The 17,526-nt window shown below is 41.3% G+C and carries 23 protein-coding genes and 1 tRNA gene; 16 read left to right on the forward strand and 8 right to left on the reverse strand.

Translation table 11 applies throughout. The features are described from left to right. The first annotated feature begins 27 nt into the window (after window positions 1-27). From BLS44_RS10660 to BLS44_RS10690, 7 genes are all read left to right on the forward strand, one after another. Window positions 28-588: a helix-turn-helix domain-containing protein gene (locus tag BLS44_RS10660; protein WP_176954373.1), complete on the forward strand. Its 561-nt coding sequence runs from the start codon at window positions 28-30 to the stop codon at window positions 586-588. A 97-nt stretch (window positions 589-685) separates the two neighbouring features. Beyond that, on the forward strand, window positions 686-907 hold the full coding sequence (locus BLS44_RS10665) for a hypothetical protein (protein WP_008582797.1): 222 nt from the start codon (window positions 686-688) through the stop codon (window positions 905-907). 297 nt (window positions 908-1,204) lie between these two features. After that, complete coding sequence (locus tag BLS44_RS10670) at window positions 1,205-1,945, forward strand: acyl-CoA desaturase (protein WP_090390070.1); 741 nt, start codon at window positions 1,205-1,207, stop codon at window positions 1,943-1,945. Between the two features lie 52 nt (window positions 1,946-1,997). Continuing rightward, entirely contained in the window at window positions 1,998-2,228 is a 231-nt protein-coding gene (locus tag BLS44_RS10675; protein WP_008582795.1) for a hypothetical protein, read from the forward strand. 250 nt (window positions 2,229-2,478) lie between these two features. Beyond that, window positions 2,479-2,757: a hypothetical protein gene (locus BLS44_RS10680; RefSeq protein ID WP_008582794.1), complete on the forward strand. Its 279-nt coding sequence runs from the start codon at window positions 2,479-2,481 to the stop codon at window positions 2,755-2,757. A gap of 223 nt (window positions 2,758-2,980) precedes the next feature. Then, on the forward strand, window positions 2,981-3,247 hold the full coding sequence (locus BLS44_RS10685; RefSeq protein WP_008582790.1) for an RNA recognition motif domain-containing protein: 267 nt from the start codon (window positions 2,981-2,983) through the stop codon (window positions 3,245-3,247). 89 nt (window positions 3,248-3,336) lie between these two features. Then, on the forward strand, window positions 3,337-3,612 hold the full coding sequence (locus tag BLS44_RS10690; RefSeq protein WP_008582788.1) for a hypothetical protein: 276 nt from the start codon (window positions 3,337-3,339) through the stop codon (window positions 3,610-3,612). A 35-nt stretch (window positions 3,613-3,647) separates the two neighbouring features. On the opposite strand, the gene BLS44_RS10695 is transcribed toward BLS44_RS10690, so the two are convergent. Together BLS44_RS10695 and BLS44_RS10700 are read right to left on the reverse strand one after the other, a co-directional pair. Next, the gene (locus tag BLS44_RS10695) at window positions 3,648-3,872 is read right to left on the reverse strand and encodes a hypothetical protein (RefSeq protein ID WP_008582786.1); all 225 of its coding nucleotides are present in this window, start codon (window positions 3,870-3,872) and stop codon (window positions 3,648-3,650) included. Window positions 3,873-3,975: 103 nt separating this feature from the next. After that, window positions 3,976-4,230 (reverse strand): hypothetical protein, encoded by a 255-nt coding sequence (locus BLS44_RS10700; protein ID WP_245605231.1) that lies wholly within the window; start codon window positions 4,228-4,230, stop codon window positions 3,976-3,978. Window positions 4,231-5,115: 885 nt separating this feature from the next. Here BLS44_RS10700 and BLS44_RS10710 point away from each other — a divergent pair. Both BLS44_RS10710 and BLS44_RS10715 read left to right on the forward strand, forming a co-directional pair. Then, window positions 5,116-6,225, forward strand: coding sequence for a PAS domain-containing sensor histidine kinase (locus tag BLS44_RS10710; RefSeq protein ID WP_143019728.1), 1,110 nt, complete (start codon window positions 5,116-5,118; stop codon window positions 6,223-6,225). A gap of 33 nt (window positions 6,226-6,258) precedes the next feature. Further along, window positions 6,259-6,609 carry a response regulator transcription factor gene (locus tag BLS44_RS10715; protein ID WP_008582779.1) on the forward strand — a complete coding sequence of 117 codons (351 nt, stop codon included), beginning with the start codon at window positions 6,259-6,261 and terminating at the stop codon, window positions 6,607-6,609. A gap of 109 nt (window positions 6,610-6,718) precedes the next feature. Here the strand turns inward: BLS44_RS10715 and BLS44_RS10720 are convergent, their stop codons facing one another. Then, window positions 6,719-7,612, reverse strand: a complete 894-nt coding sequence (locus tag BLS44_RS10720) for a helix-turn-helix domain-containing protein (protein WP_090390072.1) — start codon at window positions 7,610-7,612, stop codon at window positions 6,719-6,721. A 156-nt stretch (window positions 7,613-7,768) separates the two neighbouring features. Between BLS44_RS10720 and BLS44_RS10725 the strand changes: the two genes are divergently transcribed. The 7 genes from BLS44_RS10725 to BLS44_RS10755 all read left to right on the forward strand — a co-directional run bounded on the left by BLS44_RS10725 (window position 7,769) and on the right by BLS44_RS10755 (window position 13,443). Then, on the forward strand, window positions 7,769-8,752 hold the full coding sequence (locus BLS44_RS10725) for an aldo/keto reductase (protein ID WP_008582775.1): 984 nt from the start codon (window positions 7,769-7,771) through the stop codon (window positions 8,750-8,752). Between the two features lie 24 nt (window positions 8,753-8,776). Beyond that, complete coding sequence (locus BLS44_RS10730) at window positions 8,777-9,874, forward strand: alpha/beta hydrolase (RefSeq protein WP_090390073.1); 1,098 nt, start codon at window positions 8,777-8,779, stop codon at window positions 9,872-9,874. A gap of 81 nt (window positions 9,875-9,955) precedes the next feature. Next, on the forward strand, window positions 9,956-10,606 hold the full coding sequence (locus BLS44_RS10735; protein WP_090390294.1) for a flavodoxin family protein: 651 nt from the start codon (window positions 9,956-9,958) through the stop codon (window positions 10,604-10,606). 42 nt (window positions 10,607-10,648) lie between these two features. After that, window positions 10,649-11,710 (forward strand): alpha/beta hydrolase, encoded by a 1,062-nt coding sequence (locus tag BLS44_RS10740; RefSeq protein WP_090390074.1) that lies wholly within the window; start codon window positions 10,649-10,651, stop codon window positions 11,708-11,710. Window positions 11,711-11,723: 13 nt separating this feature from the next. Further along, window positions 11,724-12,170 (forward strand): nuclear transport factor 2 family protein, encoded by a 447-nt coding sequence (locus tag BLS44_RS10745; RefSeq protein WP_090390075.1) that lies wholly within the window; start codon window positions 11,724-11,726, stop codon window positions 12,168-12,170. 23 nt (window positions 12,171-12,193) lie between these two features. After that, window positions 12,194-12,931, forward strand: a complete 738-nt coding sequence (locus BLS44_RS10750; RefSeq protein ID WP_090390076.1) for a carboxymuconolactone decarboxylase family protein — start codon at window positions 12,194-12,196, stop codon at window positions 12,929-12,931. 17 nt (window positions 12,932-12,948) lie between these two features. Beyond that, entirely contained in the window at window positions 12,949-13,443 is a 495-nt protein-coding gene (locus tag BLS44_RS10755) for a cupin domain-containing protein (RefSeq protein WP_090390077.1), read from the forward strand. A 117-nt stretch (window positions 13,444-13,560) separates the two neighbouring features. Here the strand turns inward: BLS44_RS10755 and BLS44_RS10760 are convergent, their stop codons facing one another. The 5 genes from BLS44_RS10760 to BLS44_RS10780 all read right to left on the reverse strand — a co-directional run bounded on the left by BLS44_RS10760 (window position 13,561) and on the right by BLS44_RS10780 (window position 17,485). Further along, window positions 13,561-14,934 carry a site-specific integrase gene (locus BLS44_RS10760; RefSeq protein ID WP_090390078.1) on the reverse strand — a complete coding sequence of 458 codons (1,374 nt, stop codon included), beginning with the start codon at window positions 14,932-14,934 and terminating at the stop codon, window positions 13,561-13,563. A gap of 196 nt (window positions 14,935-15,130) precedes the next feature. Beyond that, window positions 15,131-15,204 (reverse strand) — tRNA-Asp (locus BLS44_RS10765). A 222-nt stretch (window positions 15,205-15,426) separates the two neighbouring features. After that, on the reverse strand, window positions 15,427-16,107 hold the full coding sequence (locus tag BLS44_RS10770) for a 3-keto-disaccharide hydrolase (RefSeq protein WP_218127729.1): 681 nt from the start codon (window positions 16,105-16,107) through the stop codon (window positions 15,427-15,429). Window positions 16,108-16,182: 75 nt separating this feature from the next. Further along, window positions 16,183-16,953, reverse strand: coding sequence for a 23S rRNA (guanosine(2251)-2'-O)-methyltransferase RlmB (rlmB, locus tag BLS44_RS10775; RefSeq protein WP_090390295.1), 771 nt, complete (start codon window positions 16,951-16,953; stop codon window positions 16,183-16,185). Window positions 16,954-16,978: 25 nt separating this feature from the next. Next, window positions 16,979-17,485, reverse strand: a complete 507-nt coding sequence (locus BLS44_RS10780; RefSeq protein WP_090390080.1) for a DUF4112 domain-containing protein — start codon at window positions 17,483-17,485, stop codon at window positions 16,979-16,981. Window positions 17,486-17,526: the final 41 nt, after the last annotated feature.

Below are 17,526 nucleotides of genomic sequence, written 5' to 3' on the forward strand. Positions count from 1 at the left end.
GGAATCTTAGCCAGGTAAATCATAGCAATGAGGATATACATAAAATACATGGTAAGCCTCCGATGCAAAATGGCAGTACAGGAGGAATTGAAAAAACTGGGCATTCAGCACGGTTCTGTAGATCTTGGCGTGGTTGATCTTCAGGAAACAATTACCGAAGGCCAGCGCCATCTGCTTGGAATAAACCTGCTTAAATATGGCCTGGAATTACTGGACGACAAAAAGAGTATCCTGATTGAGAAAATAAAAAACGTTGTAACGGAAATGATCCACCATGCGGACGAATTACCTAAAGTAAACTATTCTGATTATATCAGTAAACAGTTAGGATACAGCTACACTTATCTTTCCAACACCTTTTCAGAGGTAAAGGGCATCAACCTGCAGCAATTTATCATTATGCATAAAATTGAAAAAGTAAAGGAATTGTTATTATATGATGAATTGAACCTGACAGAAATTTCTTACAGACTTAATTATAGTAGTGCAGCGCATTTATCTAACCAGTTTAAAAAGATCACAGGACTAACTCCTTCTTTTTATAAGCAATTGAAGCTAAAACGTAAGCAAAACCTCGAAAACCTGTGATATTTGTAAGTTTAATGAGCGCATGTGTAGTAATAGCGCCTCAAAAACACCTGACCTTTGTTGCGTAACAAATCCGTTACAAATTAAATAAAATGTCATGTACACAGGTAAAATCACAAACAATGAAAATTTTAAAATGATAGGAGATTGGACCAGTCAGTCAAAGACACTTAAAGAAAAATATCCGCTTTTAGTGGATGCCGATCTGAAATTTGAAAAAGGAAAAGAGAATGACTTACTCACCAGGGTAGGAACCCGGCTTAACAAAAAAAGAGACGAGGTAATTAATATTCTCAGGAAAGTACAACCCAGCGCCTAACCCTTCATCTGTTTTATATACCAGTAAAGAAATCCATCTTATTGAAAACGTGGGGCAGAAAGAAATATTCTGCCTTTTTTTGTTGTTGCATTATAGCCATTAAAAAGGCGAAACGATCCATCGCCCATCGCTACAGCTATTGCATTCTATTTGACCATATGATCAAAAGGTTGTATCTTTAGCTGGTTACAGATACAGCGAAACATCCACGGGTTCCCGCTCCCCTTCTTCTTCTCATTCAAAAGCGGCTCCTTTTTATACCGTTTTCTGCATTCCTGTTTTACGCATCATAGTATTATGACGATTTTAATTTTTTTTGTAGCGTTGTGGTATCTTTCGCTATTCAGTCAGACTTTTTTTCAGCACCGGTATGCAGCGCATGGCTCCTTTACGATGAGCAGGTTCTGGGAGCGCTTCTTTTTCGTGTTTTCCTACCTAACCCAGGGATCTTCTTACATGAGTGCGCGGGCTTATGCAATCATGCACCGGATGCATCATGCTTATACAGATACGGAAAAAGACCCACACTCACCTAATTTTTCTTCCAATATGTTTAGCATGATGTGGCGTACTAAAAAAATCTATTCAGCGATCGTACACCAGCGATATCCTATAGAAAAACGATTTGAAAAGAATCTGCCCCACTGGCACGGTTTTGATCGCTGGGCAAACTCCCCGCTGTCACGTATACTTTGGGTAGTGATCTATATTTCATTTTTTTTGATTTTTGCTTCTTCGTTCTGGTGGTGGCTATTGCTACCTGTTGTTATTACGATGGGCGCTTTTCATGGAGCTTTGGTAAATTGGTTTGCACATAAATACGGATATATAAACTTCAGACTCAGAAATACATCACGCAATTTACTGGTGGTAGATGTGTTAATGCTGGGAGAATCGTATCATAACAATCATCATAAACATCCGTCTTCTGTAAATTTTGGTAACCGCTGGCACGAGGTAGATCCGGTGTACCCGGTTATCCTGTTATTAAAATGGCTACGCATTATACGCTTTGCCAAAAAACCGGTAATGGCTTAAGGAAACGTATTTTTCTACCCGCTTTATTTACTATAATTTAAAAACAACTTTTATGTCCAAAAATCAATTTCATGCAGGCAACAAACTGAACATCCTGGGCGGGGATAAAGAAAACATATCGACGAATGTCTGTTTTACCGGAAACGCTATTGCATTGTTAAACAATTATGCAGCCACAGGTACGACGATACATTTAGACGATTGGGATGGCTATAATGAATTAAGAAGCGGATCGCTCTACTACATTGTTACCGATATTAAAAAAGTAGCTATTTCAGTTTAAATCGTTTATTCCTGGCTTTAAAGAATATTCAGCTACCAGAAGATTCACGGAATTAATAAAGAAGCTTTATTCGTCTCAGTAAGGAATATAGTGTGCCTGGTTGCTCAAAAGAAAGCTTCCTATATGTTTATACTACGATATTCTTTTCTGCAGATCGTTTTCGGCTGTAGTGTCTTCCCTTTTGTACTACTTCCTTTCCGGTGCCTGCTTCAATCATCATTAAAATTTTTTATCTGCTAAACTGTTTGATATGACCAGCAAAAAGATCTCAACAGCACAGGTTCCGTTATTACGGAAAGGAGATATTATAAAAAGATTTCCTTCCAGCGGAGCTCCTGAAGAACAATTTGATGAGGAACGCAAAAAGGATACGGATGTATTTGAGATCTGTTCTATAAATTCCAAAAACGATATAATAGAACTCATAACACCAGGCAGCGCGCGTGGTATGTTTCCATCTCCAGGCGATGTCACTCATTTGTTTATAAAATCCTGCAACCTTGTGGCACAGGGCATTTGGTGGATATAGGATGCAAATGGCATCCCTACTTTAATTCTCTTAATCCCTTAAAAAGAAAAACTCACATTTGCCTAAAAAGCCTTATCTTTACAAGGATAGGCATAAATACTCCATCACTTCAAGTCAGGATCAGTTACATATCTACTACGCACCAATAGCATTTATTTTTCTCCTTCTTCTTTTTTTGCTGCCGCATTTAGCCTCTATTTTTTAAAAGAAAAATTTATTTACAATGAACATGTATGTTTCAAACCTGGGGTTTCATGCCTCTGACGATGATTTGCGCGAACTTTTTAGCAGCTTCGGACAAGTGTCTTCTGCCAAAGTAATTATGGATAGAACCACCGGGAAGAGCCGGGGCTTTGGCTTCGTAGAAATGGGCTCAGTTTCAGATGCCACACTTGCAATGAAAGAGCTGGACGGTAAGGATGTCGATGGCAGGAGAATTGCTGTTTCGGCTGCAAAAGAACGGGAAGAGCGGTCTAATAGAAAATGGTAATAAATGTTCGAAGGGGCCGTCCGGCCCCTTCTTTTTTAATAGTATAACTGTTGTGAGTACTCAGTGTGCTTCATTTTAAAACATGTACCATGCATTTCCAAAAACAAGATCTGTCGGGCACCCACTATACCTGGAACAACGAACAGCCTGCTTTTAGTGGCCAGCCCAGCCGCAGAAGATTTGATAAAAATAATGGCGATCAGGTGCTTTACCTGATCAACTTTTACGCATCATTGGCCGGGCGGGTAAGCCTCCTGGAAGGCAGGATCATTGAGCAGACCATTACGCGGGATCTGCCGGATGCTGCGAAAAGTGAGGTTTCCGCTTTTAACTGGATCAGGCGCAGCGCTTTCCCAACTCTGTAGAACTCAGGTGCCCAAAATAACTGCAGCAATTTTTATCAGTCTTCTCTTTCATCCACATATGGCAATAGCTGCATGGCTATAACCGGAAAGTATCCCTGTTGGGTTGTATATTGCCATCCGAAACGTTCTGTTTTAAAAAATTCCCCCACTTCCCGGTTGTTAATATATAACCGGTAATGTCTGGAATTCATCTTCTTGCTTCTTCTCAGCTCACCAAAGATTTTTTTTCCTTCAAATTCAAATTGAACAGGAATATGCATAATTCCTTTTATTAAACCCTTAACTTTTTTGAAAATGTATTCAGACGCTGATTTTAAACGTCTTTTTTACATCCTCAGGTGAACAGTATGTTAACAACCGGCCTTATGTAAAAGCCCTCTTTTGAATGAATTTGTAGCACCTGCTAAAGGACGTCGTCTTAACGGCTATAAAATGATGGTTGATCCTTTGCTTTGCATTATTACACATTTGGAGTAGTACATCATTTGAAACATCTTCAAAAACAAAATCATCCGGCGCTTCTATTATAAATTGAGCCACTTTTTCGATACGTATAAAATTTACAGCCATTATTTTATACACCGTGCTCAGTTTATCTTTTGTATTAAATAAAGGCATTTTTTGCATAATGCAACCTTTATATAGGAAAAGGGTTATGGTTGACATTTGTTTTTATTAATAACAGATCTTCACCTGTTCAATAAATTTGCTACAGCTGTATGCTTCTTACAAATTTTAGAATCCGCTCACGCATCTTTGAATAGTTAGCTAGTACCCCCCGGGATGATCTCATCTTTTTTTCTTTCGGTTCAAGTATGAACCAGGTTTTTTTCAACCCGATGGTTCCCTTTTCCGTCTGTTTCAGATTTCCTTTTCCGTCCGTTGCCGGTTCAAAAAAGCGATTGCTTTTAGTAGCCATTATGTTCATAATTTGAAAACGCCTAAAATTAGATGCCTGGGAGGTCAATGTTTATAAAGATCTTCAATTTGTCGTTATTTGCGTTACATATTTATATGCCAGACTTACATATATCACAGGTTTGATGTGTATCTGCAATGACCGGTCCCCCACAAATGTTTTCTTATAAAGAGCGCATATAAAGAGCCGCTAACAGGCACTCTTTTTACAAAATCATAGCTCAGATATTATTTTTCATTTTCAAGAGAAAGAAGGGGTAATATTTTCCTCACCAGGAGTCAGCAGGCAGTACTGCGTCAGGGAAGAACAGCATTATAGAAATTAAACTATGCATGAAAAGGCATTACATTTGATTACTATTTCAATAGCTGTTAGGCAGGGCTAAGTACTAAAGAGTTGTTGTTAATATGCATAGAATAGGACTTTCGTTTATAAATTCACGTTCTAACAGGCGTATATTATAGGCACTATAGAGAATTTTTGCACAAAACCTTATTTATGGATTGAAAATTGTGGTTTTGTAAAGATTGTTGGGCTCCCTGGCTCTAAAAGGTTCCCAGCGCTTTACATACATACTTTATAAAATGAATAACCAGAGTTTGGGATTATTAGCAGAAGAGAAACAGGCATTACTGGCAGCGATTGTATCCTCTTCTCAGGATGCAATAATAAGTAAAACCCTGAAGGGTATTATAACAAGTTGGAACCCCGCTGCTGAACGGCTCTTTGGATATTCAGAAAAAGAAGTACTGGGCAAGCACATATCATTGATCATACCAGAAGACCGGATACACGAAGAAGATTTTATCATACAACAAATTTCCAAAGGCTTGCGTTTGGAACATTTTGAAACGATGCGTGTTACCAGCGATGGCAGACAAATCCCTATTTCTCTTACCTTGTCACCGATATTTAATGAGCGCCATGAAATTATTGGAGCATCTAAAATTGTGCGGGATATTTCTGAAAACATTACGGCCAAGCAGGAAAAAGAACAGCTTTATGAGGAGATTAAAATGTTGAACAAAAAAAAAGACGAATTTATCGCACTGGCAACTCATGAACTAAAAACGCCCATCACTTCTTTGCGAGGATTTTTAGAAGTATTACAAAAGAATGTTTCCCCGGATGGCATTAATTTCAGTTTGCTTGAAAGATGCAGTCGGCAAGTGAATAAATTAATAATGTTACTGAACGATCTTTTGGATGTTTCCCGCGTTCAACTTGGAAAACTTCAGCTTCGTTATGAATACTTTAATATTGTTAGTATGGCAACGGAGGTCCTCTCCAGCTTTATCCACTTTGAAAAACACACCCTCAGCGTTAAAAACAGGGAGCCCATAATCGTTTATGCTGATAGAATTCGACTGGAGCAGGTACTTACAAACCTGGTTAATAATGCAATTAAGTATTCTCCATCAGGAGGAGACGTTGAAATAAAAATATGGGAATCACGTGACAACATTCATTTATCAGTCAGGGACGAAGGCATTGGCATTGATAATGAACATTTGGCTGAAATTTTTAGTCAGTTCTACCGGGCCGTTGATGATCAGTCAAATATTTCCGGGTTAGGAATTGGTTTATATATAAGCAAAGAAATCATTGTTCGACATGGAGGAACAATAGAAGCAAAAAGTCGGAAAGGCGGCGGATCTATTTTTACCGTTTCACTCCCGCAAAAGAAAGATTAGAAACATTTTATTAAGTAATTTATTTTATTAGGTGTGAAAAAAGATGTTTTAATAATAGAAGATGATGATGATATACGCTATTTGATAGAATATATTCTTAAGGGCGCACTTTATAAGGTTAGAACGGGTACTTCAGCTAAAGACCTGAATGATGCCCTTGCAGTAAAGCTTCCCGATATAATCATACTGGATATTATGCTTCCCGATGGTAATGGTATTGATTTGTGCAAAAAGATAAAAGGAAACGGCTTAACAAACCATATACCAGTGATCATTATGTCGGCATATCAGTTTAGCAATGTAGAAGACGCCTGCGCTGAAGCTTTTATTAATAAACCGTTCGGCATTCATGAAGTTATCACAGCAGTGGAACAGGTTTCTTAAAAATAATGAACTGCTTAATGTCTGATTTTAACAATCTCCTGGAGCCAAACGGTTAGATTTGATACGTAATCATCGTTAATGCTTCAAATAAACGGAAGAACTCTCCTCTTCAGTTCATGCTCCTGTATTCATTAGGAGTTACGCCGGTTTTTTGCTTAAATAAGCGAGTAAAATGTTGGGGATATTTAAAGCCCAGCTCATAAGCAATTTGATTAACGGTTTTGCCAGCATCATATATCTTATTCTTTGCTGTATCTATTATTTTATTCTGGATGTATTCCTGGGCAGATTTACCGGTTTCTTTTTTGATTAAATCTCCAAAGTAGTTGGCGGACAAATGTAGCTCACCAGCACAATAAGCAACCGAAGGCAAACCAATCAGCTGCGGTTTTTCAGAGACAAAGTAACTGTTTAACAATTCTTCAAATTTTTCCAGTATGCCCCGGTTAACATTTTCGCGGGTAATAAATTGCCGGTCGTAAAACCGGGTACAATAGTTTAAAAACAGCTCAATGTTGGAAGCAATTAGTGTTTTGCTGTGCTTATCGATGGACTGGCCTAATTCATAAGTAATTTTATCAAAACATTCAAGTACAATCTTCTTCTCCCGTTCAGACAGATGAAGTGCTTCATTTGTTTGGTAAGAAAAAAAGCTGAACTCATTCATTCGCTTTCCAAGCGGCGTATTGAGTAGCAGATCCGGGTGGAAGGTCAGCGCTGTTCCTGTAGGCTGATACACTTCGGGGTTCGTTACATCGATTACCTGGCCGGGAGAAAAAAACACCAAAGTTCCTTCCTGGTAGTCATAATAATGATTACCATACCGGATATCTCCGCACTTTATGTTCTTGAGTACAATACAAAAAATATTAAAGGTCATCCGGTGACCGGACCTGGGGTCTGCCATAGAAAGATCCACAATGTTTACCAGCGGATGTAAGGTGGGGTTATTGTTGAAGACATTATAGTCGTGAACGGTATTAAAGGTGATTGCTCTTTCCATATCCTTGTTTTCTAATGTAAAAGTACAAACTCCCTGATAACAGAAGCTTTTCCTCACATCCAATCAGTAATAATGGTAGTAAAACCAGTAATCTGTATACCAATAGCCTCATTTTCAGATCGGAACTTTGCACTATTCAATTAAAAAGCACAAAAAATGAAAAAAAGATTTTTGGGAAATAGCGGACTGGAAGTATCTGCATTAGGTTTAGGGTGTATGGGGCTAACATTTGGTTATGGGCCTGCTACAGCAGAAGCTGATGCCCTCTCCCTGATCAGGAAAGCTTACGATTTGGGCGTTACATTTTTTGATACCGCTGAAGCCTATAGTCAGGGAGGAAATGAAGTTCTTTTAGGGAAAGCGGTACAATCTTTTAGAGACCAGGTTGTAATTGCCACAAAATTTGGTTTCAAAGACGGGGATTCATCCAAGGGACTGGACAGCCGTCCGGAACGTATACGTCAGGTGGCGGAAAATTCATTGAGGTATTTGAATACGGATTATATCGATCTTTTTTACCAACACAGAGTAGACCCGGATGTGCCCATCGAAGAAGTTGCCGGAACCATCGGAGACTTGATCAAAGAAGGTAAGATTCGGTATTGGGGGCTATCAGAAGCCGGAGTGGAAACCATCCGCAAAGCGCACGCTGTGCAACCGGTTGCCGCCTTACAAAGCGAATATTCATTATTCTACCGTGAACCCGAAACAGCGATCATCCCCACGCTCGAAGAGCTGGGTATTGGTTTTGTACCGTTCAGTCCATTGGGCAAAGGGTTTTTAACTGGGGCTATTGATGAAAACACAAAATTCGATCCATCTGATTTCAGGAACATCGTTCCCCGTTTTTCTGAAGAAAACCGGAAAGCCAACCAGGCCTTGGTAGATCTGTTGAAAGCCATTGCTGCTGAAAAGCAGTCCACACCTGCGCAAATAGCATTAGCATGGTTACTGGCTCAAAAAACCTGGATTGTCCCCATTCCGGGCACAACAAAAATGCACCGGTTGCAGGAAAATGTAGGGGGTGCTGATATTCACTTGAATAATAGCGAATTGGCGGGTATCGGTGAAGCGCTGAAAGATATCGAAATTGTAGGGGCAAGGTATCCTGAACATTTACAAAAACGAGTAGGAAAATAAAATTGTATAGTAACTATTAATAAAATGAAAAGGAAAACAGCAGATTATAAACAAATGGGCAAACAGCGATCTGGTATTTATTTATTGGTAATTCTTGTATTTGGCATTGCATCTTGTGTGTCAACGAAACCACATTCAAGTGGCAATTTGATCATTAAACAGCAAGGGGCGTTTTCGGCAGGTGGTACGGTGGTTAAAAGTGAAGGTGAATTCGATGCCTTAAAACCGTGGAATGTGCAGCAGGGCGGGCAAACCCGGCATGGCGACCATGCTGATGTTTTTTACCAGATTCCTGAAAATGCAAAACGCTATTCAATGGTATTCCTACACGGCTATGGTCAATCCCGCCGCAGTTGGCAAACTACTGCCGATGGCAGAGAGGGCTTTGCTGATATTTTCTTGCGAAAAGGATATGGAGTTTATCTTGTTGACCAGCCGGGCCGCGGCGATGCAGGACAAACCACAAAGCCGGGACAAATCACAGCAACACCTGATGACCAAACCTGGTTTACGCAATTTCGTATAGGTTTGTATCCCAGTTTTAACGAAGGTGTACAATTTCCAAAAGACGAAAAATCGTTGGATCAGTTTTACCGGATGATGACGCCTAACACCGGAAATGTAGATGAATCAACTATCGTCAATGCCATGTCGGCCGTTTTTGATAGAACGGGTGATGGCATCTTGTTTACCCATTCCGCCGGCGGTTCTCCCGGTTGGAAAACGGCTATCCAAAATAGCCGGGTAAAGGCCATCGTAGCCATAGAGCCGGGCGGATTTACTTTTCCCGAAGGCGAAGTTCCTGAAGGTAATCGTGGTGGTAAAGGTGTGCCGCTTAACGAGTTTTTGAAATTAACCAAAATACCTATCGTGATTTACTACGGCGACTATATACCCAAAGAAGAAACCAACGCGGCTTCGCTTAACTTTTGGCGTAATGTGCTGGCCACTGCAAGGCAATGGGCAAAAGTTGTAAACGCGCATGGCGGTGACGCCACCATTGTTCATTTGCCGGAAATAGGGATTAGGGGCAATACACATTTCATCATGTCAGATTTGAATAATGGTCAAATCGCCGACCAGTTATCCAAATGGTTACAACAAAAAGGACTGGATAAGTAATATTGGTAGTAATTCCAGTAATCCGTCTACCATAAAACTTCTTTGTCCTTTAGAACTTTGTATCATTAAATGACAGCAGAAATGAAGCGGGTTAAATTATACGGGTTATTACTAAACATTTTTCTTTTAATGCTCACCTCCTGTTCAGGGGCGGAAGCACTGGCATCTGAGAAAGAAAACCCTTTAACTGAAAAAGGCGAATTACCGAAAGATAAAAAAGTGCTGATCGTTTACTTATCAAGAACAAAAAACACCAAAGCCGTAGCCGAAATAATTCATAAAAAAACAGGTGGCGACCTGGTGGCGCTGGAATTAAAAACGCCATACCCCGCCGATTATAAAAAAACGGTAGATCAGGTGGCCAGAGAAAACGAAACGGGGTTTTTGCAGCCACTAAAAACAACTATTGATAGCATTGAAAAATACGATGTAGTTCTTATAGGCTTTCCTACCTGGAGTATGCAATTACCTCCACCTATGAAAAGCTTTTTAAAGCAATATGACCTGAGTGGGAAAACAGTAGTTCCTTTTAATACCAATGCCGGATACGGTGTTGGCAGCAGCTTTGAAACGGTAAAGCAGCTTTGCCCGAAGAGTAAAGTTCTGGAAGGCTTTTCTACCAAAGGCGGTATAGAAAGAGACGGAATTTTATTTGTGATGCAAGGTGACAAAGAAAAGCAGGTACAGATAGCGGTACAAAACTGGTTGAATAAAATAGGCTTTGTAAAATGATAAAAAGCAAACGCTTTAACGCTTCAAAAGGATAAATATAAAATGAAAAAATTAACATCAATAATCGCAATAGCAACGTCACTCGCTGCTACTGATATGGTAAATGCGCAATCTACAGAAAAGAAGTATCAACAAAACCCCTTTACATTGGTATATGATGGGGCAATAACGAGGAATGAAAAAGGGGAAGTAAATATTCACCCTGTAACCTATAAACTAAACGGGATCGATATAGCAGCGAATATTTATACGCCGGCCAACTACGATACTTCAAAGAAATATCCGGCAGTAGTGGTAGCACATCCTAACGGAGGTATAAAAGAACAAACTGCCGGGTTATATGCCCAGCGCCTGGCAGAAAACGGATATATTACTATTGCTGCGGATGCTGCGTACCAGGGCGCGAGTGGAGGAGAACCTCGCCATACAGATAAACCTCAATACCGGACTGAAGATATTCGCGGCATGGCTGATTTTATTGGCCAGTATGCAGGGGTTGATGCCAACCGCCTGGGTGTTTTGGGTATTTGCGGTGGTGGTGGTTATACACTGAAAGCTGCCCAATCGGATAAACGGTTTAAAGCTGTGGCAACATTGAGCATGTTTAATTCTGGCGAGGTAAGACGCAACGGGTTTCAGAATTCGCAATTAGCTACCATACAGGAACGCTTAAAACAAGCTTCAGATGCGCGTGCGCAGGAGGCCGCCGGTGGTAAAATGCTGTATTCGGGAGTAGCGAGTATTACAGATGAGGAAATTGCCAAAACCCCGACCGATCTGTATCGGGAAGGATTTGAATACTATTATAGAACCCATGCACATCCCAATTCAACCTTTTTGTACACCACGAGCAGCTTAATGGACCTGATGAGCTGGGATGCTACCGATCAGATTGAATTAATCAACCAGTCCCTCTTAATGATGGCGGGAAGTAAGGCCGATACAAAATATATGACAGATGAAGCGTTTAAAAAAGCAACAAATGCAAAAAACAAAGAATTATTTCTGATTGATGGCGCTACTCATATACAAACCTATTGGAAGCCGGAATATGTAAATAAGGCAGTTAATAAACTTGTTGATTTTTTTGGCAAGAATCTATAAAATCATTTTCAGTATGAAAAAAGTAATGCTCGGCCTGTTTTTAGCTATTGCAGGTACACAATGGTCAGCCGCACAAAATTTCACCGCAGACCAGGAAATTATTAAGCTATCGAGGGAAAAGTGGCAGTGGATGGCAGATAAAAATGTTGCCGTTCTGGACAGCCTTTTTGATGAGAAATCTATGTTTGTTCACATGGGCGGCTCCTGGGGAAAGCAGCGCGAACTTGAAACAATTAAAAGCGGCGGCATTTGGTATAAGAAAGCAGATATTCACGAGGTCTCCGTGAAAGTAATTGATAATACGGCCATTCTTTTAAATAGAATAGACCTGTTAGCTGTTGTAGGTGGCAATGAAGTAACGAACCCGTTTATGGTCACCGAGGTTTATGTAAAACAGAACGGCAATTGGAAATTAGGTGTATTATCGTTTACCAGGCTATTGACTCCCGGCGGCAGATAAAGCCACCGAAAACCTTTTGTGGCATGAAAACATTTAAACTTTTTATAGGGTTGGCAATTGTATTAAGTATTGCTCCCTTTGCGTTAAATGCTCAAAGTGATCCGGAAAAAAGAGTAATCTTGACCCTCAGGGAGCAAAGCATTATCAGAATCGCTGCTGTTGCAGGAAAGGGTGACCTGTCAAAACTTAAAGCAGAGCTGAATGCCGGATTGGAGGCAGGCTTGACGGTAAACCAGATCAAGGAAGTTCTTGTTCATTTATATGCCTATGCCGGGTTCCCGCGCAGCCTTCGCGGACTACAGACATTTATGGCCGTATTGGATGAACGTAAGGCTAAAGGTATTAATGATATTATGGGTGCGAAGGCATCACCGATCCGTAGTGAACATAGTAAGTATGAACGGGGTAAAGCCATCCTTGAAAAATTAACCGGAGTACCGGAGGCAGGACCTAAAACGGGTTATGCTGCATTTGCTCCGGAAATAGAGGTCTTCCTTAAAGAACACCTGTTTGCTGATATTTTTGAACGCGATGTACTGACCTATGCCGAAAGAGAATGGGTAACGGTATCAGTACTCAGCAGTATCGGAGGCGTAGAACCCATGCTGCGCTCACACTTGAATATCTGTCTGAATGTGGGAATAGCACCTGACCAGTTGCAGCAATTTACAGAAGTTATTAAGCAGGCGATTGGCAGAAAGGAAGCCAGGAATGCAAAGAAGGTGGTGAGTGAGGTGTTGAAGAATAAGAGTAAAAAATAAGTATTTAAACGGTAATAATGAAAAGAATAAATTTTAATGGACATTTCTTATTGGTGTTTTGCGTTGTTGCGGGTATACTATCGTGCAATGAAACCAAAGAAAAATCTCAGGAAAATACAAATGCGGATATCATTTTCCCAAAAGGTGAAAAGATCTCCAATAATAATTTTACAGGGACGGCCTGGTTAAAATCGCTGGTAAACGCGGATAGCGTCAACCAGATAGCAGTGGGCAGCGTTACTTTTGAACCCGGAGCCAGAACCAAATGGCATTCTCACCCCGCGGGTCAGATAATCCTGGCACTGGACGGAATCGGGTATTACCAGGAAAAGGGGCAGCCAAAGAAAGTGTTGAGAAAAGGTGATGTTATAAAATGTTCGCCTGATATTCCGCATTGGCACGGTGCCAGCGTTGATACCGCGTTTGTACAGATCGCTATAACCGGCAGGGAAAAGGGGGAAACCGTTTGGCTGGAATTTGTAACTGATAAAGAATATAATTCTCGGCTATAAAAACTTAATACACTAAGGCAGCTACCTAAGATTATATTGGAGCAAAGCACATTATATAGACCTATACTGGCCTAAAGTAACCTGCTGTCGAAGAGCTACCTCTTTCGTCCTTCATTTTTAATTATACTGCAATTCCATTTCAGTTACCGACTCTTTTATCAATTTCATATCATTTCGGGCCAACCACAATTCTTTAATTTTATTGGCCGCTTCTTCAGGTGTAATGCGGATATATTTGTAAAAATCCTTTGTTCTTTTGTGACCACTTATTTTCATAATGAGTTCAACAGGTGTGCTGGCTAAAAACTCATTGGTACAGAATGAGCGCCGGGCAGTGTGAGAGGTAATCCAGTCATACTTTGGTTTGGTCACGACTATATTTTGATTTCCTTTTTTATAAGAAAATTTGATCATTTGAGTGATGCCGGCGAGCTTTCCTATAGTTTTTATATGCCGGTTAAATTCGGGATTCGTTAGCTCAGGTATTCTATCCCGGAACTGTCGAGTGAAAATTAATTTTGCTTCGTGTCGTAAGGGGATAATCACCCAATGGTCAGATTTTTCCTGTTTTTTATAAAGCATATCCCGTTGCAGATCTTCAGGCCGCAGAGTAGAAAAATCTGAAAATCGCAGTCCAGTTAGGCAGGCTAATACAAACAGATCCCGGTACTCAATAAGATATGGATGCTCTGATAAGTCCGCTTGATAAATCTTGGCGATTTCCTCATAAGTCAGGTATATAGCGTCACTTTCTTCCTCCGGTATTTTAAAATCAGAAAGATCGATTGGCTTAACAATTTTTCGTTTAACTCTGTCTTTAATAAATCCCCGGAGATGCTTGATCGTTTTTCCAATGGTGTTTAATTTTAGCCCGGTCTGCACCGTCTTTCTGCGGATATGTATATGTTCAAAGGTCAGGTAGTCTACAAAATCTTCGTAAAAGCTAAAATCGAAGTTATCAAAGGATATTTCCTGCCCCCGGAACACCTCAAAGGCGAGTAAATGGGACTTTACATTGCCATAAACGGTGAGGGTGGCTTTACTTACTTTACGTTTCTTGGATTTTATGTACTCATCAAATTGATAGTATACATTTATTCGATTCTTTTTCTCAGTTTCCTGCTGTTCTGCTGCCTCTTTTTCTTTTGTCTCAATATCGTTAAAGTCAAACGTTGGCGAAAAATGCGTCTTTGCAAATTGGGCGCGAGCTTCAAGTGGGATTTTCTTTAACCCTGCATAGGTTACAATGTCTTCGACAATTTTTTTTAACCTCTTTAGTTCATCATTGAGCTCATTGTAATCTCCATGATTTGCAGGAAGCCGTTCACTAATACAGCGACCTGCTTTATCCCAATAGGTAGGAGGTATTTTAACATCCGTTCCAAACAAAGGTTTCTGGCTTTCATTGCAGCAGTACTGAACAAAAATGGAACAGGTTCCATCAGCGTGAACCTGGCCTGTGCGACAAATTAACTTAACTGGGAGTGCCATAGCTTGAACAATTTTATTGACTCCGGTAGCCTAAATTTTTAGTCTACTTTTAGTCTACTTTTTTAAATTGTTAAGCTGTTTTAAAGGTAGTAAGGAATTTTAGAGAGTTCTGTTATTAGAACCTGAAAGTCAGCCCCTTAAAAGTAAAGTGGGGTAAAAAGCAAAAAGGACCATCATTGCTGATAATCCTTTTTTGCGGACCGGACGGGACTCGAACCCGCGACCTCCGCCGTGACAGGGCGGCATTCTAACCAACTGAACTACCGATCCAACTATTTTTAAAAAAGAACTTCTTGCTAACCAACTGAGCTACCGATGCTTGTGTTATTTCCGTTGGGAGTGCAAATATAGTGGTTGCTTTTTTTATGTCAAAACTTTTTGACATTTTTTTTATACAAAATATAAAATATTTTACACAGGGTATGGGCAATACTGATTTACGTGATCTGCCTGGCCGGGAATCTGCCCGCGTTCCTTAGCCCTTTTGCAGGCCTATAATTCCCGAACCCGGATATTCCGGATCCGTATTTCTGAATCATGTCCCAGAAATGCGATATGTCCCTTTTCATACAGCAATTTAGGGTCCTTTGCCAGCGCTGCTGCCGGAAGATTTTTTATATCGGTATCTAAAATGGTTTCCCCGTTCAGAACGATCTTTACTTTATATCCCTGTACCTGAACCTCCTGGTTATTCCATTGCCCGGCCGGTTTTAGCCCCTCTCGTTTTGCCGGAACATATCCATAGAGGGAACCGTGGTACTGGTAGGGCTTAAGATCTTTGTACGGGGCTGCGTCGTTGTCCAGGATCTGAAGTTCCATTCCGTCATATCCGGTGGCCCCGTCTGCCAGCTTATGACGGATCCCCAGGCCATTGTTTGCGGCAGGAGTCAGCAAAAACTCAAACCGGAGCACAAAATCATGGTATTCCTTTGCTGAGTATAAATTACCATACCCTTTTATTTTCTTCACAATGGCGCCGTCTGCAACTTCATATTGGTGGTTCCTGTCGATCCAGTGGGAGAGGGTGCGCCCATCAAACAGGGATACATATCCTTCTTTTTTTTCCTGCTTCGATAATGTAAACGCGTCCTCCCCGGTACGGGAGCGGTTCAGTTTGGATGAACAGCCAAACAGAAGAAGCCCGGCAGGCAACAGCAAAAAGAATCGTTTCATAAAAATCATAGTTCAGACTTTGTATCGCCCGGGCCTGCTGCAACGCGGCTGCTCTTATCCTGTACGGGCCGGCAACTATCCCTGCATCCGCTGTTTCATCGCTTCGTACAGGATCATTCCGGTAGCCACCGACACATTCAGGCTTTCAAAATGGTTCTGCATGGGAATCGAGATCCTTGTATCACATATTTTCAAAAGGGCAGGATAAATGCCCTTTTCTTCGCTTCCCATTATGATGGCGGCCGGAACGCTGAGGTCCGCTGTTGCCACCGGCAGCGAAGCATCCATGGCGCTGGCAAATACGGTAACGCCGTTCAGATGTAACTCATCAACCGCCTTCATCAGGCTGTTGACCCTGCAAACGGGAATTTTTTCCAGCGCCCCGGCGGAGGTCAGGATCGCGTCTTCATTTAATGCGCCTACCCCTTTATCCGGTATGATGATTGCCTGCACACCACAGCACCAGGCTGTTCGGGCAATACCGCCAATATTCCGTACGTCGGTGATCCCATCCAGTATCAGGAACAGGGGCACCTCCCCGTTTTCGATGACAAAGGAGAGCAGGTCCTGCAGGTTCTGGTAAACGATCCTCGATTTCTGGGCGATAACGCCTTCGTGGTTCGCTACATTAAAATGGGCCAGCTTTACAGCGGGCACATAGTTGACCGGAACCTGTTTGGCGGTAGCCAGGCGCCGTATCTCACCTACACCGGGATCATTCAGTTTCTGGTCGAGATAAATACGGTCAAGTGCCTCACCCTGCTCCAGGGCCTGTAATACAGCAGCCTTTCCGTAAACGAGACTGGACTTTTTGGGTCGTTGTTGTTTTTTTCTGAACTCTTTCACCACGCAAAGAAAAGAAAATCGGGCCTTAAAAATTAAATTTTAATCCATTCGATTTTTCATCCCACTCAATGATCCACTGCAGGAACTTTATAGCCAGGATAACGAGAAGCACAAGAATGCCTGCCGCTACGAGCAGCACGGCAAAAATAACCGACCGGGCACTGCCTTTATGTTTGCCTTCTGTATAATGTTCTGTCAGCAGTTTCAGGTTCCGGGTATTGGCTTTGTAAACGAAATCGAAGACCCACCCCAAAACAGGAATAGCTCCGGCAAAAGCATCCAGGGTAGCATTGAGAACCATTTTTGCTACCAGCTTGCCCGACGCCCCATGTTGAGCCATGGTAATGATCAGCCCGATCGACATCAGGTACCCGCTTACGTCTCCCAGTACGGGTATGAAGTTCAGGACGGGGTCCAGTCCAAACTTAAACCTTCCAATGGAGAATTGCTCATCCATTAATTTACTGATGACCCGAACTGTTTTCAGGCGCGGGTCATTGAAATGTGGTAATCGTGAAGGGTCCTGTTTCATATCCCATATTTTAGGTTCTTAAAATACCCGGTTCTCAGGGA

It is taken from the genome of Niabella drilacis, assembly GCF_900101395.1.
In the GTDB taxonomy this organism is placed as follows: Bacteria; Bacteroidota; Bacteroidia; order Chitinophagales; family Chitinophagaceae; genus Niabella; species Niabella drilacis.